The organism is Streptomyces sp. NPDC101227, from assembly GCF_044767545.1.
Taxonomy (GTDB): Bacteria; Actinomycetota; Actinomycetes; order Streptomycetales; family Streptomycetaceae; genus Streptomyces.
Genome location: NZ_JBIWOD010000001.1, coordinates 546,959 through 562,391 on the forward strand (window position 1 = coordinate 546,959; position 15,433 = coordinate 562,391).

The 15,433-nt window shown below is 71.2% G+C and carries 13 protein-coding genes; 8 read left to right on the plus strand and 5 right to left on the minus strand.

Annotated features, from left to right (window positions below):
• Positions 1–82 precede the first annotated feature (82 nt).
• Entirely contained in the window at positions 83–499 is a 417-nt protein-coding gene (locus ACIRPT_RS02350) for a DUF2795 domain-containing protein (protein ID WP_403498300.1), read from the minus strand.
• Between the two features lie 349 nt (positions 500–848).
• Here ACIRPT_RS02350 and ACIRPT_RS02355 point away from each other — a divergent pair, with 349 nt between their 5' ends.
• The 5 genes from ACIRPT_RS02355 to ACIRPT_RS02375 all read left to right on the plus strand — a co-directional run bounded on the left by ACIRPT_RS02355 (position 849) and on the right by ACIRPT_RS02375 (position 6,919).
• Entirely contained in the window at positions 849–2,072 is a 1,224-nt protein-coding gene (locus ACIRPT_RS02355; protein WP_403820936.1) for a cytochrome P450, read from the plus strand.
• 94 nt (positions 2,073–2,166) lie between these two features.
• Positions 2,167–3,426 carry a cytochrome P450 gene (locus ACIRPT_RS02360; RefSeq protein ID WP_403820939.1) on the plus strand — a complete coding sequence of 420 codons (1,260 nt, stop codon included), beginning with the start codon at positions 2,167–2,169 and terminating at the stop codon, positions 3,424–3,426.
• A 487-nt stretch (positions 3,427–3,913) separates the two neighbouring features.
• Positions 3,914–4,993, plus strand: coding sequence for a sugar ABC transporter substrate-binding protein (locus tag ACIRPT_RS02365; protein WP_403820941.1), 1,080 nt, complete (start codon positions 3,914–3,916; stop codon positions 4,991–4,993).
• A gap of 88 nt (positions 4,994–5,081) precedes the next feature.
• Positions 5,082–5,867, plus strand: a complete 786-nt coding sequence (locus tag ACIRPT_RS02370) for an SDR family oxidoreductase (RefSeq protein ID WP_403820944.1) — start codon at positions 5,082–5,084, stop codon at positions 5,865–5,867.
• A 149-nt stretch (positions 5,868–6,016) separates the two neighbouring features.
• On the plus strand, positions 6,017–6,919 hold the full coding sequence (locus ACIRPT_RS02375; protein ID WP_403820947.1) for a DMT family transporter: 903 nt from the start codon (positions 6,017–6,019) through the stop codon (positions 6,917–6,919).
• A gap of 139 nt (positions 6,920–7,058) precedes the next feature.
• On the opposite strand, the gene ACIRPT_RS02380 is transcribed toward ACIRPT_RS02375, so the two are convergent.
• From ACIRPT_RS02380 to ACIRPT_RS02390, 3 genes are all read right to left on the minus strand, one after another.
• Positions 7,059–8,855 (minus strand): M4 family metallopeptidase, encoded by a 1,797-nt coding sequence (locus ACIRPT_RS02380; RefSeq protein ID WP_403820949.1) that lies wholly within the window; start codon positions 8,853–8,855, stop codon positions 7,059–7,061.
• 339 nt (positions 8,856–9,194) lie between these two features.
• Positions 9,195–9,920, minus strand: coding sequence for an HAD family hydrolase (locus ACIRPT_RS02385; RefSeq protein ID WP_403820952.1), 726 nt, complete (start codon positions 9,918–9,920; stop codon positions 9,195–9,197).
• A gap of 31 nt (positions 9,921–9,951) precedes the next feature.
• The gene (locus ACIRPT_RS02390; RefSeq protein WP_403820955.1) at positions 9,952–10,431 is read right to left on the minus strand and encodes an Lrp/AsnC family transcriptional regulator; all 480 of its coding nucleotides are present in this window, start codon (positions 10,429–10,431) and stop codon (positions 9,952–9,954) included.
• Between the two features lie 204 nt (positions 10,432–10,635).
• Here ACIRPT_RS02390 and ACIRPT_RS02395 point away from each other — a divergent pair, with 204 nt between their 5' ends.
• From ACIRPT_RS02395 to ACIRPT_RS02405, 3 genes are all read left to right on the plus strand, one after another.
• Positions 10,636–11,964, plus strand: a complete 1,329-nt coding sequence (locus ACIRPT_RS02395; RefSeq protein ID WP_403820958.1) for a DUF5685 family protein — start codon at positions 10,636–10,638, stop codon at positions 11,962–11,964.
• A 231-nt stretch (positions 11,965–12,195) separates the two neighbouring features.
• A complete protein-coding gene (locus ACIRPT_RS02400) occupies positions 12,196–13,698 on the plus strand; it encodes an FUSC family protein (protein WP_403821759.1) in 1,503 nt (500 codons plus the stop codon).
• A 131-nt stretch (positions 13,699–13,829) separates the two neighbouring features.
• A complete protein-coding gene (locus ACIRPT_RS02405) occupies positions 13,830–14,948 on the plus strand; it encodes a lactonase family protein (RefSeq protein ID WP_403820961.1) in 1,119 nt (372 codons plus the stop codon).
• On the opposite strand, the gene ACIRPT_RS02410 is transcribed toward ACIRPT_RS02405, so the two are convergent.
• On the minus strand, positions 14,902–15,243 hold the full coding sequence (locus ACIRPT_RS02410) for a nuclear transport factor 2 family protein (protein ID WP_403820963.1): 342 nt from the start codon (positions 15,241–15,243) through the stop codon (positions 14,902–14,904). The genes ACIRPT_RS02405 and ACIRPT_RS02410 overlap by 47 nt on opposite strands.
• Between the last annotated feature and the right edge of the window lie 190 nt (positions 15,244–15,433).

Here is a 15,433-nt window from a genome sequence, read left to right on the forward strand (position 1 = left end):
GCGCGGAAAGCTCATTCTTGACGGCATTCAGCGGACGTTCGGTAACCCGTTCAGGAAATAGGCTCGGAAAATGCATCCGCGATCAGTCGCGGCGGTCTTCCGTGCCGAGCCCCAGGGACTCCGCAATGCTCTGCACATTCCCGTACCGCTCCCCTTCCGGGAGCTTCTCGGCCAGGGAGATCAACCGGTCCGGTGCGTTGTCCCGCACGAGCTTCTCGACGATGGCGAGCCGATCGGCCGGATACATGCTCCGGCCGAGGTGCTGCGCGAGTTCGGAGCGCACGGCGACGTCCTCTTGCGACATTCCGTGCGGCGGCCCGCCCCGGAACGCGATGCCAGGCGCCTGAGCCGTCTCGGGCTGGTCCTCGCCGGCCGGCTGGAGTTCTCGCTCCTCGGCCGTGCGCAGGGAACGATCCCTGGTCAGTTCCGCGCGCAGCTCCTTCTTCATGACGTCGTCCCGCGCGGGGCCCGTCTTGTCCGTACCGTGTTGCATGGCCACGTGCCGCCTCCAGAGTTGCCGACAACACCCCCTCATCCATCGCACGCCCAGAAGGCGGAGATCGCATCTTGGTACGGGGGGTGGGGTTCCGGGGGCGTGGGGGCGGCCGAGGGGCGCCGCGGCCCGGTCTGCCCTTCGCCGAGGCCGGCCACGGACGGCGCCAGGGTGCGGCACGGGCGCGTCGTCGTGGACGCCAGGCTGGAGTTCGCCGCGCAGGCCGCCGGTAGCAATCCTTCGCAATGGACCAACTGAAGATCCACTGCACCCTATGGTGCTGTCCTATGCAAGGGGCCGGGGGCAAGGGGACGCGCAACCGGTAACGCCAGTCGCTGCTCAGGGAGTTGTTGTTTTGCCTCACAGCCTCGCACGGCCCGTCCTGTCCATTGCCCCGCGGGAGCGCGACGTCGGCAAGGCGAACGACGCCCTGCTCGCCGAGGGACCGATCGTGCCGGTCACTGTCCCCGGTGAGGTGCCGGTCTGGGTGGTGACCCGGTATGAGCCGGCCCGCAGGCTGCTGCTGGACGGCCGGCTGTCCCACTCGATCGAGCACTGGGGCGCCTGGCGGCGCGGTGAGGTCTCCGCGAGCTGGCCCGCCCTGCTGTTCCTGGCCGGGCGGAACATGCTCACGGCCGATCCGCCGGATCACTCACGACTGCGCGCCCTGCTGGGCCAGGCGTTCAAGGCCCGCCCCATCGAGGCGTTGCGTCCCCGGATAGCGGAGATAACCGCCGGTCTGCTGGACGAGCTGGCAGCGCTGCCGCCCGGGCAAACGGTCGACCTCAAGGCGCAGTTCGCCGTCCCGCTCCCGATGACGATCTTCCGGGAGATGTTCGGCATCGCCGACCCCCACACGGCCCGCCGCTTCCAGGAGCTCACGGAGGCGGGCGTCGACACCACCGCCCCGCCCGAACAACTGGCGGCGATGCACGAGGAGTTCCAGCGACTGCTCGGCGCTCTCATCGACGAGAAGCGGAGTTCACCGGGAGAAGACCTCACCAGCGCACTGGTCGCCGCCCGCAACCAGGAGCACGGCCCGCTCAGCGATGAGGAGCTGCTCAGCACGTTGCTGCTGATGGTGGCCAGTGGGCACGAGACAACGGCCACTTTGCTGGTCAACGCGGTCCGGCAGCTGTGCTCCCACCCGGATCAGCTCGCCGCGGTGCGCAGTGATCACCGGAAATGGCCGGCCGTGGTCGAGGAATCGCTGCGCCACCGTCCTCCGGTCAAGGAGCTCTTCTTCCGGTTCGCGCTGGAAGACATCGCCGTCGAAGGGGTCACCGTCCGGGCCGGAGAGCCGGTGATGATCGCGATCGGTGCGCTCGCCCGCGATCGGCAGCTGCACGATGAAGCCGAAGCGTTCGACATCGACCGCCCCCGGCAGGCCCACCTGGCGTTCGGGCACGGCATCCACCACTGCATCGGCGCCCCGCTGGCCCGAGCGGAGGGTGAGATCGCGCTCGCCGCGCTCTTCGACCGCTTTCCCTCGCTGGCCCTGGCCGAGGACATCGAGCCGGAACCCGCGTCGACGTTCTTCGTCGACACTACGCACTCCCTGATGATCTCCCTGACCTGACCTGACCTGACCTGACCTGGCTCGATCGGTCTGACTCGATCTGGCCTGGCCTGACCTGACCTGACTTGACCCGTGACACGAGGAAAAAGCTCACATGGCATACGTCCCACCCGGCGCTCCCGCACCACCGATAACGCCGCAACACGGCCTCGAGCCCGTCCCCCTCTACGGTGACGACTTCGCAGCCCACCCGCATGCGACCTACGACCGGCTGCGCACGTACGGGGCGCTGGCCCCCGTCGAGATCGCGCCGCGAGTGCACGCGATGCTGGTGACGGAATACCGGGCCGCACTCGATGTGCTCCAGAACCGGGAAGGCGTCTGGACGAAGGATTCGCGCAGCTGGGCGCAGACCATCGCCCCTGATTCCCCGGTCTTTCCGATGCTGGCCGACCGCCCGAATCCGCTGCACCGCGACGGCGAGGAGCACAACCGTTACCGTCAGGTCATAGCTGACGGATTCAACAGGATCGAGCCGCATGTGATGCGGCGTCAGGTGCACGAGCTGGCCGACAGTCTCATCCACCGATTCGGCGGGACGGGAACGGCCGACCTCATCGAAGAATATGCGGCGCAGTTACCGCTGCTGCTGTTCAACCGCCTCGTCGGGCTCCCGGACGAGTCCAGCAGCCGGCTGATCACCGCGCTGGCCGGTGTGATGGAGGCCAGCGCCGACGCCGCGGCGGCAGCGGCCGCCTACGATGCCTTCCTGGCTGAGCTGACGGAGTCCAAGAAGCGCAACCCGGGCCAGGACCTGACCTCCTGGTTCCTGGAGCACCCGAAGGGTCTGAGTGACGCGGAGGTCGCTCATCAGATCGCCCTGGCGATCGGTGCCGGATACGAGCCGACCGCCCACCTCATCGGTAACGCCCTGGCGCGGATGCTCTCCGACGACCGCTACTACAAAACCTTGACCAACGGCTCCCTCACCCCCACCGACGCCATCCGGGACGTCTTTCACCATGAGCCGCCATTGGCCAACTATGCCTGGCACTACCCCAAGCGGGACCTCCTCTTCCACGGAACGTGGCTGCGCGCCGGCCAGCTGGTGCTGATCTCCTTCGCCGCGGCCAACACCCAATTCGGCCAGGCGCAGCCAGGATCTTCGGGAGGCGGCGCCCATCTGTCCTGGAGCGCCGGGCCGCACGCCTGTCCCGTCCCCCGGCACGCGCTGTTGATCGCCACCACGGCCATCGAGAGACTCACCGCCCTGCTCTCCGACGTCCGTTTGACGGTCCCCTACGCAGACCTGGAATGGCGGCACGGGCCCTTCGTGCGTGGTCTGGCACACCTTCCCGTGGCCTTCACGCCGCTGAATGCCTCCGGTTCCACGCCTTGGCGGAACGCGGGTTGACGGTGCCGACGGCCGAGGGGCTTGGCGTGTCCTGGCCGACGGGCCGGAAGTCAGTGGGCAGGCCGTAGCGGGACGGCGTGCGCGTCGCTCGCAGCGGTCCGGCGACCGGAGGCGTCGGCGCGTACCGACTGGGGCCGGGCGTGGCCTGGGGCTTCCTGATGCGACCGAACGGGATATACCGCTCGAAGCGGACCGCCTGCGGTCGCTCATCCGTAGGCGCGTATGTCAGCATTGATCCGGAGCAATAGGGCGCAGTGCGGCATTTGCCCAAACAGGATGAATTGGTCGGCTCCGTGGAGAAGATTCGCGAAATACGGCACACTTACGGGACGGCGTAAGGGCGGCCGCGCCGCGTGTCTTCGGATTGTCAACGCACGGCTCGCTTTCGCATCGTTCCTGCTTCGATTCTTGACGATGTGGGTGGCGGTGACGTTCACTTTCAGCCGTTCCGGGCCGGTCAGGGCGGCCCCTTGCGGAGGTACCTGAAATGAATGCAGCACTGCGTCGTATAATCACCGGTGCAATGACAATGTCGCTCGCCGTGCCATTGGCGGCCTGCGGAAGCGGGGGCGACACGGGTACCCAGGAGGAGTCCATAGGGCTGCTCCTGCCGGAGAACAAAGCGGCCCGCTACGAGTCATTCGACCGCCGCATCATCTCGAGCCGGATATCCACGCTCTGCCTCGAATGCAAAGTGGACTACCGCAATGCCGGCTCCCAAGTGGGCGTCCAGAAGGCGCAGTTCGAGGCCCTCGTGAAGAAGGGCGTCAAGGTCATCATTCTGGACCCGGTCGACGCCCAGGCCGCCAAGAGCTGGGTGGATGCGGCGGCCAAGAAGGGCGTCAAGGTCATCGCGTACGACCGGCTCGCCGAGGGCGATGTCGCGGCCTATGTCTCCTACGACAACGAGAAGATCGGCCAGCTGCAGGGCAAGGCGCTCCTCGCCGCCCTCGGGTCCCAGGCGGCGAGTGCCGATGTCGTCATGCTGAACGGCTCGCCGACCGATCCGAATGCCCCGTACTTCAAGAAGGGCGCCCACGAAGTTCTCGACGGCAAGGTCCATAAGATCGTCTACGAGAAGGACATTCCCGAGTGGTCGGCGACGGAGGCCGGGAAGAAGCTGAGCGAGGTCATCAAGGACCGCGGTCCGGCCGGTTTCGACGCCGTCTACTCGGCCAATGACGGGATGGCCGGCGGAGCCGCCGAAGCGCTGAAGTCGGCCGGTCTCAAGAATGTGCCGCTCGGTGGTCAGGACGCCGAACTCCCCGCTCTGCAGCGCCTGGTGAGCGGTACGCAGTCGTTCACCATTTACAAGCAGGTCAGGCCGGAGGCCGAAACCGCCGCGGAGATCGCCTTCCGCCTGCTGCGGGGCAAGAGCATCAAGTCCTTCACCTCGACGACGGCCGACAGCAAGAGCAAGTCCGGCATCCCGGCCAAGCTCTTCAACGCGCAGGTCGTCACCCGGAAGAATCTGGAGGACACCGTGATCCGCGACGGAGCCGTCCCGACCGACTGGATTTGCACGAAGGACCTCGCCTCCGCCTGCAAGTCGCTCGGGCTGAACTGACGCGGCAGAGAGGCCGTCGGGCCGCGCAGGTGGCCCATGGGGCGAGATTCGGGGCGTACGGGCCGATCACCGGAGGTATACGTACGCCATGAATGCCACGGAGTCGAACCACACCCCGGCCGACGGCCCGGACAAGCCGCTGGCGGGCGGCGTCGCCCTGGTCACCGGCGCCTCCAGCGGGATCGGCGAGGCGGCGGCGCTGTCGCTCGCCCGGCTGGGGTGTTCCCTGGTGCTGGTCGCGCGCCGCACCGACCGGCTGACGGAGCTGGGCGACGCGATCGGCACGCAGGGCGCGTCGGCGCTGCCGCTGACCGCCGACCTGGGTGTTCCCGCGCAGGCGCGGCGGGTGGTCGAGGAAGCGGTGCGCCACTTCGGCCGGCTGGACGTGGTGGTGAACAACGCGGGATACGGAGCGCGCGCCGCCGTGGAGGAGAGCGACCTCGACGACTGGGAACGGATGGTCGATCTCAATCTCAAGGCCGTGTTGCATCTGTCGCACGCCGCGCTGCCGCATCTGCTGCGCGCGGCGGAGGACGGCCCGCGCGGCGTCGCCGACCTGGTGACCGTCAGCTCGGTCGCCGGGCGGCTGGCCCGTAAGAACAACAGCGTCTATTCGGCCACCAAGCACGCGGTGTGCTCGTTCAGCGAGTCCCTGCGCCAGGAGGTGACCGGGCGCGGCGTACGGGTCGGGCTGGTCGAGCCGGGGATGACGACGACGGAGATGACGATCGGCGGCGAGTCGGCGTTCGGGATGCCGCAGCGGAGCTGGCTGCGGGCGGAGGACGTCGCCCGCTCCATCAGCTTCATGATCACTCAGCCGCCGCATGTGGCCATCAACGAGATCATGGTGCGGCCGACCGCCCAGGAACACTGACCGACGGCCCCGCGCGCCTGAGCACCGGCCGGCCGCAGCCGCGCACCAGGAACACCGGCCGACCGCACCCGCACGCCCGCCAGGCGCCCCGTCCCCCCTCCGGTTAGCGTCGGAACGGGGGGCGCGGTGAGGAGGTGGTGGCGGGCGCCATGTGGCCGGCAGTCCTGTTCGCGCTGCTCGCGGCGGCCAGCAATGCGCTGGCCACGGTGTTGCAGCGGCGCGCGGCCCGTACGGTGCCGCTGGCGCCGGGGCTGCGGCTGGGCCTGCTGGTGGATCTGCTGCACCGCGCGGTGTGGCTCTGCGGGATGCTCGCGGTCGTCGCCGCTGCCGCTTTCCAGGCGACCGCGCTGTCGCTGGGAGCACTGTCGGTGGTGCAGCCGCTGTTCGTACTGGAGCTGCCGCTCGCGCTGCTCATCGGGCGCGTACTCCTCGGCGGGCGGGTCTCGCGCCGCGGCCGGTGGGGTGTGGCGCTGCTGGTGGTCGGGCTGGGCGCCGCGCTCGCGGCGGCCGCGCCGACCGTCGGCACCACCCATGCGCCGCTCGACCGCTGGATCGGCGCGCTGGTGGCCTGCGGCGCGGTGATCGTCGTGGCCGTCGGCGTGGCGCTGCGCCGGCCGGCGGGCGCGGTACGGGCGGCCGCCTTCGGAGCGTCGACCGCCGTCGCCTATGCGCTGACCGCCGCCCTGATGAAGGACGCGACACACGCCTGGCAGACCGGCGGCCCCGGCGAGTTCTTCCTGGCCTGGCAGACCTATGGGTTCGCCGTCGTGGGTGTGCTGGCGCTGTTCCTCATGGAGAACGCCATGCAGTCCGGCCCGCTGACCGCCTCCCAGCCGGTGCTCACCCTCGGGGACGCGCTGGTCAGCCTGTCTTTGGGCGTCACCCTCTTCGACGAGCGCGTGCGGACCGGCTGGTGGCTGCTCCCGGAGGCGCTGGGTGTCGCGCTGGTGCTGTGGGGCGCCGTGCTGCTCTCCCGCGTCGCGCTGATCCAGGACGTGGTGAGCGGGCAGGACGCCGGGGCCGCGCCCGATGTCAGCGATGCGCGCCGGTGAGCGCGACGGTCATCGTTGTTCGTCAATGAGTCCGCCGGTTTTCCGCCGGACCGTGGGTTCCCTGTCCTGGTGCCGCCGTGGCAGGTAACTCACGGTGCCCCCGCCGAGGAGGACGGGGGCACCGGTGGCCGGATCGCGGTCAGTGCTTGGCGGCAGGCGCGTTGGCGGCCGTGACGTTCACGGCGGCCCACGACTTGTTCACCGTCTTGTACTCGGTGCTGTTGGCCCCGTAGAGGTCCTTCGCGGCCTTGAGGGTCGCCGTCCGGGCGTCGTGGAAGTCGGTCGTGGAGACCATGTACCGGGTCAGCGCCCGGTAGTAGATCGCCGTCGCCTTGGTCCGGCCGATGCCGGTCACGGTGGAGCCGTCGAAGGTCGCGGAGTCGTACGCGACGCCGCCGATCACCTTCTTGCCGCTGCCCTCGGCCAGCAGGTAGTAGGCGTGGGAGGAGACGCCGGAGCCGGCGTGCACCTCGGTGTCGTAGGACTCCTTCGACCAGTAGTCGACGGTGCCCTCGAGCTTGTCGAGGGACGGCTTGTCCAGCCGGCGCAGGAACTTCTGCTGGAGGCCGAGCTTCTCGCCCATCAGGTAATTGGGCGGGTTCTTCGGGTTGTTGGCGGAGAACTCCACCGAGCTGCCGAAGATGTCCGCCAGCGACTCGTTGAGGGCGCCCGGCTCGCCGAACTGGTTGCCCTCCTCGTCGACGCGGGTGGGCTGGAGGCCCGCGGTCGCGTCCACGACGCCGTGGGTGAGCTCGTGACCGGTGACGTCCAGGACGACCAGCGGCTTGGTGAAGGTCTTGCCGTCACCGTCGCCGTAGAGCATGCAGCCGCAGTCGGAGGACCAGAAGGCGTTGCCGACGTTCTTGCCGAAGTGCACCAGGGCGTGGGCGCCGCGGCCGTCGTTCTTGATGCCCTTGCGCCCGAAGGTCTTCTTGTAGAAGTCCAGGGTGCTCGTTATGCCGTACTGGGCGTCGACGGCGGCGGTGGCGCGGTTGGTGGTCGTGCCGTTGCCCCAGCGGTTGGTGGTGCTGGTGAACGCCTTGCCGTCGGCGAACTTCTCCAGTTCCTTGCCGCCCGCGTCGCGGGTCTCGGTCTTGCCGCGGGTGGAATCCTTCAGCGTGAAGGCGTTCTTCGCGGTCTGGGTGGTGGAGAGCGGCACCTTGCCGACGAAGAGGGACGAGCCGGTACCGGCGGCCGCGCCCGGGTAGGCCTTGGCGGCCTTGCCCGTGGTGGCCGGGGCGGCGGTGCCGGTCAGCCCGGTCGTGGGGCTGAGCCTCTCGCCCCGCTTGCGCAGCTTCTTCTGGACGGCGGGCGACAGGAAGGAGTCGTTGGCCGGGATGTTGCTGAGCACGGATCCCGTGGCGGCGTCGACGACGACCGTACGGACGCCACCGGCCTCGTCGGCGCGGCTGTCGCTCACCTCCACCTGGTAGGCCAGCGCGGTGCGGTCCGCGCGGGCGTCCACGACCAGCTCGGCCGTACCGGCCCGGCCCTGCGCCGCGGCGGCGGCCTTCGTCTCGGCCTGCCCGGCCGACAGCTTCGGGCTGGTGGACGCCACCTCGACGCCCCGCCGGGACGCCCGGGTCACGTCCAGATAGGCCGACTTGGCGTCCAGGTGGACGACGAGGTCACCGCCGAGCACCGGCAGGCCGCGGTGGGTGCGCACGAAGCGGACGTGCTGTTTGCCGTCCGGGTCGACCAGCAGGTCCGTGGCCTGCAGTTGGTCCTTCTTGCCGACGCCGGTGGCGGCGGCGTGGGCGTACGCGGCGGCGCGGGCCGCGTCCACGACGGCCGCATGCGAGGGGGAAGCGGCGGGAGCTGAGCCCTTGGTGACCGAGGGGGTGGCAGCGGCGGTGCCTGCCACGCCTGCCGTGACGGTCGCGGCCGTCGTCACGGCGACGGCTATCGCCAGGCTGCGTATGTGGGGTCTACGCACTGATGTGGGTCCTTTGTGCACAGGGGGGCGGCCGGCTCACCAACCGCCCCTACGCGCGGCGCTGTTGCGCGCCGCGGGGATCGGGAGACCCCGCGCACACCCTGCGTGTTCTGGCATGGGCATGTAAAGCCCGAAGTATGCTTTTCGACCGGGTTAAATCGAAATTTGACAATTGATCAGCCTTTAGTAGCCGCAAGGTGACCAACTGTGTTCCCGGTGCTGGTGGGGGAGACCGCGTCGGAGGCCCGGGGGTTGCTCCACCTCCCTTGAGACGTACGTCTCACCGCCGGGAGTCACCGCCTGTTACCGAGTGCCGCGGCGGGCCCGCCGCCCGGACCGCTATGACCGCGCGGACCGCCCGAGCCAGTCGTACGCGGCCGCCGCCGTGAACTCCGCCTGGCCGCCCCTGAACAGCAGCGCGGCGCGCGCGAACGCCGGGTCGTCGGCGGTGTCCGCCAGGTAGGGAACTGCCATGCACCGCATCCCCGCCCGGTGTGCCGCCACCGCGCCGGGCGGCGCGTCCTCGAGCACCACACACGTTCCGGGCGGCACGCCCATCCGGCGCGCGGCCTCCAGGAACACATCGGGCTCCGGCTTGCCGCGCGCCACCTCCTCCGCCGACACCGCCGTGGTCAGCAGCGCATCCAGCCCCGTACCGGCGAGCACCGCCTCGATCGCGGCCCGCGACGAGCCGGAGGCCACCGCCATCGGATGCCCGGCCGCGTGCAGCCGCGCCACGAACTCCCGCATCTGCGGGAACACCTCGGTGTGCGTGCGCGCCAGCTCCAGATAGAGCCGGTTCTTGGCCGCCAACAGCTCCTCGACCGGGGCGTCGAGGGCGAACTCCCGGCTGAGGATCTCCAGCGTTTCGCGCGTCCCGATGCCGATGAAGCGGGCGTGGTGCTCCCAGCCGAAGTCCGTCACCCCGTAGCCGGCCAGCAGCCGCCGCCCCGCCTCGTAGTAGTTCGGTTCGCTGTCGACCAGTGTGCCGTCGAGGTCAAAGATCACCGGAGTGAGCGCGGCGGGAGCGGCGGGCGGCGGCCGGTGGCCGGGGAAGTCGCTCATGCCGTTCAGCATGCCGAGCCCGCCGTGTCGTTCACCGTGACGCCGCCGCGCCGCCCACCGACTCGACCAGCGGCAGCATGCGGTGCGGCACCCGCTCCCGCAGCGCCATCTCCGTACGGGTGCGGACCACGCCGGGGATGCTGATCAGCCGCTGGACCACATCCTCCAGATGCGCCGCGTCCCGGGCCACCACCCGGGTCAGCAGATCCCCGCCGCCGGTCGTCGAGAACGCCTCGATGATCTGCGGCACCTGCGCCAGCGCGGCGGCCACTTCCTCCAGATGCCCCTGTGTCACCTCGATGTGCACGAAGGCCAGTACGGGGTGCCCGAGCGCCGCGGGCGACAGCCGGGGACCGTACGCCGTGATCACCCCGTCCCGCTCCATCCGGTCCAGCCGCGCCTGCACGGTCCCGCGCGCCACCCCGAGCACCCGGGCGTACTCCCGCACGCTGGTGCGCGGCTGCTCCAGGAGCAGCCGGAGAATCTTGGCGTCCAGGGCGTCGACGGGCATGGTCGGACGGGATCCTCACGGTCGCGGGGCGGCGGTCCTCTGGACTGTACCAATGGCGCCGCGGCCAGCGATCTGACGACATGTCAGTCACGCGGAACCGGCGCGAGGGGTGTGTGCAGGTCAGCTGGTGCGCCCGGTAGATTTTCGTCCGGCTGCCGACCTACCTCGGCCCATGCCGACGTTGTCTTACGGGGGGTTTCCACATTGTTCGGAATTGTCAGGCCCTGTTCCCATCGCCTGTCCGAGGGGCTCAAGGCGGAGTGGATGGCGCATCTGTGTGGCCTCTGCCTCGCGCTGCGGGCCGATCACGGGCAGTTCGCCCGGGTCGTCACGAACTATGACGGGCTGATCGTGTCCGTACTGACGGACGCTCAGACCGGCACGGCGGACGCCGCTCGCCGTACCGCCGGGCCCTGCCCGCTGCGCGGCATGCGCACCGCCTCGGTGGCGAAGGGGGAGGGCGCGCGGCTGGCGGCCTCGGTCTCCCTCGTCCTCGCCTCGGCGAAGATACGCGACCACGTCGCCGACCGGAACGGACTGCTGCGCCGCCGCCCGGTGGCCGCCGCGGCGCGCAAGGTCGCCGCGGGCTGGGACCGGGCCGGGGCGCGCACCGGTGCCACGCTCGGCTTCGACACCGCCCTGCTCGTCGACGCGGTCGACCGCCAGGTGGGCATAGAGCAGCTGGCCGGACCCGGCACCCCGCTGACGGTCATCACCGAACCGACCGAGACCGCCACCGCCGCGGCCTTCGCGCACACCGCCGTCCTCGCGGGCCGGCCGGGCAACGCCGCGCCGCTGGCCGAGGCCGGCCGGCTCTTCGGGCGGCTGGCGCACCTCCTCGACGCCGTGGAGGACCGCGCCACCGACGCCGCCGAAGGCGCCTGGAACCCGCTCACCGCCACCGGCGCCACCACCGCGCAGGCCCGCCGGCTGTGCGACGACGCCGTGCACGGCATCCGCCTCGCGCTGCGCGATGTGGAGTTCGCCGACTCCGCCCTGGTGCATGTGCTGCTGGCGCACGAACTGCGGCGCTCGGTCGACCGCGCCTTCGGGACGGCCACCTGCGCCCACCAGGGGCACGGGGCGCCGGGCCAGGGGCAGCCTCCCCAGTACGGCGGGCACCCGCAGTACGGGCAGGCGCCGGCCGGCGGCCCCTACGTCCAGGGGCAGCAGCTGAACGGTCCCCAGGCCCCGTACATCGACGGCCCGGTGCCGCCGGGCGGTACCGGCGGCGGCCATGGGGGGCACGGAGGCGGCTCGGGCGGCGGGGAGGGCGGGACGCCGCAGTTCCCGCACCAGCCGAAGAAGCCCCGCGGCTTCCTCGCCGGATGCGCGGCCTTCATCGGGCTGTGCTGCACCTGCCAGATGTGCTGCGCCAACCACTACGAGGGGCCCTGGTCGCGGAAGAAGCGCGAGGGGTGCTGCTCGGACTGTGACTGCTGTGACTGCGGCGATTGCGGCGGCTGCGACTGCTGCGGCGACGGCAGTGGCTGCGATTGCTGTGACTGCTGCAGCTGCTGCGACTGCGGCTAGGGGAGCCGTCAACATCCCGCCCGGCGGCCGCGTGCCGGACGCCGGTGGTCCGTTGGCCTACAGTCGGCGCACCGTAGTGGTGCGCCGCTGTGCCAATGGCCCAGGGATTCCGACGCCTGTTGAGCCAAGTGGCGTCCGGATGGTGTGATCTTCCCGTCGATGGCGCTGCGGATTCCGCGGCGCCTTTTTCATGGAGAAGCGCCAAGGAGCGGTCACGCCGTGCTGAAGAGGATGTTCGTCGCCCCGGACCCGGGACGGCTGCGGCTGCGCAGCGCGGCCCGAGCGGTTCTCGGCATCGCACCGGCCGTGACGCTCTCGGGCCTCGCCGGGCATTCCCTCCTCGCGGCCATCGCGGGCGGCCTCGCGGCGCTGCTCGCGCTCTTCACCGTCACCGACGCCACGGTCCGCGGCCAGGCCGTCACCACCGCATGGCTGCCGGCCGTGGGCTTCCCCGTGCTGGCGCTGGCGACGCTGCTGCACGACCACCCCCTGGCGCGTGACGCCGCGTTCCTCGCCGTCGTGGGCGCCGGGGTGTACGCGCGCCGCTGGGGCCCGCGCGGCCATGCCCTGGGGATCTTCGCGTTCATGATGTTCTTCATGGCGCAGTTCCTGCGTGCGGTACCGGCCCACCTGCCCGAGCTCTGCGGTGCCGTCGCGCTCGCCCTGGTCGTCTCCTCGGCGGTCCGCTTCGGCGCCTGGTGCTACGAGCGGAGCCACCGGCTCCCGCCGGCCCCCGCGCCGCCGGCCGGCCGCGGGCTCGCCCGTACGACCACCCGCCAGGCGGTCCAGACGACGGCCGCCTGCGCCTTCGCGCTGGGCATCGGCCAGATCCTGTCCGCGGACCGCTGGTACTGGGCCGTGGTCACCGCCTGGTGGATCTTCGTCAACACCTCCTCGCGCGGCGAGACCCTCGTCCGCGGCTTCCGCCGCATCCTGGGCACCCTCGCCGGCATCGCGGCCGGACTGCTGATCGCCGTCCCGCTGCACGGCGCCCCCGTCCCCACCGCCGCCCTCGTCGCCGTCTGCGTCTTCGGCATCTTCTACACCGCGGGCCCGTCCTACAGCTGGATGATGTTCTTCGTGACCGTCATGGCGGGTCTGCTCTACGGCCTGCTCGGTGTGCTGCACCCCGGTCTGCTCGCGCTGCGCTTCGAGCAGACCGCCGTCGGCGCGATCGGGGCGGCACTGGCCGTGGCGCTCGTGCTGCCGGTCACCACGCATGCCGCCACCGACGGCTGGATCCAGCGCGCCGTGCACTGTGTGCGGGACTGCACGGCCGTCTCCGCCCGCCGACTGGCCGGCGACGACGAGGCCGACCCCTCGCCGTACGTCGCCGAACTGGAGCTGCTGCTCGCCCGGGCGCGGCTCTCGCTCGCCCCTCTGCTGCATCCGCTCAACCCGCTCCGCCACCGGAAGGCGCGCGCCCGCCAGGTCATGACGTACCTGGACGACTGCGCCGCCCAGGTCAGGGGCCTGGCCGAGGTCGCCGCCGACCCGGCCGCCTCGCACGACGCCCGGCTGACCGCCGCCTGCCAACGGGTCGAGACGGTCGTGGGCGCCCTGTTCGCGCCGGGTGCGGAGCCCGCCGTCGCGCCCGCCGCGCCGGCCCCGGCCCCGCACCACCACCCCGGCGCCGAACGCGCACTGGCCCATCTGCACGGACTGGAACACGCCCTCACCGCCCTCGCCCAGCCCGTCCGCAGCTCCCCGCGCGCCCCGTTCGCGGCCTCCTGAGGACGCGCCGGGCCACGACCGCCACGGGTGGGTATCGGCCATCCGCCCACGCGCCGCGCCCCGGCTGTTAGCGTCGCCCGGGAACCTCTCAAGGGCGGGCGCGTGGCGGCCGGCGGACGAAGGGCGGACCCATGGGGACGACGGACAACGGCCTGCGGGCATACATCGGTTCCTTCACGACCGCCGGCGGCCTCGGCATCACCACGGCGGACGTCGACCCGGCGACCGGCGCGCTCGTCCCTCGGCACTCCACCGATGCCGTCCCCAACCCCTCCTACCTGACCGCCGGCCCCGACGGGCGGCACCTCTACGCGGTCAGCGAGCTCCCCGAAGGAGCGGCGGCGGCCTTCGCCCTCACTCCACAGGGCCCCGAACCGCTCGGGCCGCCGGTCCCGGTGGGCGGCGCCGACCCCACCCACCTCACCCTGGCCGCCGGCCACCTCATCACCGCCAACTACAGCTCCGGCAGCGTCAGTTCGCTCCCCGTACGGGCCGACGGCACCCTGGGCGACCGCGCCGCGGTGCTCCCCCACCAGGGCAGCGGCCCCCGCGACGACCGCCAGGAAGGCCCGCACGCCCACGCCGTGCTGCCCGACCCCAGCGGCCGCTGGCTGCTCAGCGTCGATCTCGGTACGGACTCGGTGCGGGTATGCGCCTTCGAGGGCGCGGACGGGGCGCTGGCCGTGCGGGACGAGGTGGCGCTGCGCCCCGGCAGCGGACCGCGCCATCTCGCCTTCCACCCACGAGGCGACCGCGCCTACGTCATCAATGAACTCGACCCGACGGTCACGCTCTGCCGCTGGGACGCCGACCGGGGAAGCCTCACGCCACTGGGCGAGACCCGCCTGCTCCCGGACGGCTCTGCCGCGGAAGATTCCGTCACGGGCGCGACCTTCCCCTCCGAACTGGTCGTCTCCCCGGACGGCCGGTTCGCCTGGGCCGCCAACCGGGGCCACGACAGCATCTCCGTACTGGCCCTCGACGCGTCCGGGGACGCCGCGACGCTCCGTACGACCGTCCCCTGCGGCGGGCACTGGCCCCGCGACCTGGCACTGCACCCGAACGGGCGGCATCTCTACGCCGCCAACGAACGCTCCGGCGACGTCACATGGTTCACCCTCGACCCGAACACCGGCGTTCCCGCCAGGTCCGGATCCGTCGATGCCCCGGCTGCCTCCTGCGTGCTCTTCGTCCGGCCCGCGGTCAGCCCCGCGGGAAGCGCCCGCCGAAATACACCTGGGTCTCGGTGACCCGGCCCTCCCGCACCGTCATCACCTCGACGTTCCGATGGCGTTCGCCGGTCGTGAGCTCGTACTCGTACCGGACGAAGACCTGGTCGTCGCCGGCGGGCACGGCATCCAGGATCTCCTGGGAGCGCAGCCGGTGCGCCGTCGGGAAGCAGCGGTCGAAGAACGCGGCCTTGTCGATGTGGTCATCGAGGGGGCTGGTGAAGACGAAGTCCTCGGCGAGCAGCCGGTCCATGGCCGCGCGGTCCTGCGCGAGATAGCTCGCGAAACAGGCGCGGACGACATCGGCGTTCGACATGGCGCTTCCTTTCGGGGCGGTCTCGCGCGACAGCCCGAAGCCGGGGTTTCCGGCGCAGCCCGGTTTCGCGCTCCCCGCACCGTAGCCGCCGGACCGGCGGGAAGGCCCCTGACGGGGCCGTCAGCGGCCGCGCGCCGCCCCGGCCGCCCATACCGCACCCGGCGTCACCGCAGGGCAGCTGAGGGGCATC

Coding starts and splice junctions, on each gene's coding strand:
- ACIRPT_RS02360 (WP_403820939.1), top strand. CDS start 2,167: ATGGCATACGTCCCACCCGGCGCTCCCGCACCACCGATAACGCCGCAA.
- ACIRPT_RS02365 (WP_403820941.1), top strand. CDS start 3,914: ATGAATGCAGCACTGCGTCGTATAATCACCGGTGCAATGACAATGTCG.
- ACIRPT_RS02370 (WP_403820944.1), top strand. CDS start 5,082: ATGAATGCCACGGAGTCGAACCACACCCCGGCCGACGGCCCGGACAAG.
- ACIRPT_RS02375 (WP_403820947.1), top strand. CDS start 6,017: ATGTGGCCGGCAGTCCTGTTCGCGCTGCTCGCGGCGGCCAGCAATGCG.
- ACIRPT_RS02385 (WP_403820952.1), bottom strand. CDS start 9,920: ATGAGCGACTTCCCCGGCCACCGGCCGCCGCCCGCCGCTCCCGCCGCG.
- ACIRPT_RS02390 (WP_403820955.1), bottom strand. CDS start 10,431: ATGCCCGTCGACGCCCTGGACGCCAAGATTCTCCGGCTGCTCCTGGAG.
- ACIRPT_RS02400 (WP_403821759.1), top strand. CDS start 12,196: ATGTTCGTCGCCCCGGACCCGGGACGGCTGCGGCTGCGCAGCGCGGCC.
- ACIRPT_RS02405 (WP_403820961.1), top strand. CDS start 13,830: ATGGGGACGACGGACAACGGCCTGCGGGCATACATCGGTTCCTTCACG.
- ACIRPT_RS02410 (WP_403820963.1), bottom strand. CDS start 15,243: ATGTCGAACGCCGATGTCGTCCGCGCCTGTTTCGCGAGCTATCTCGCG.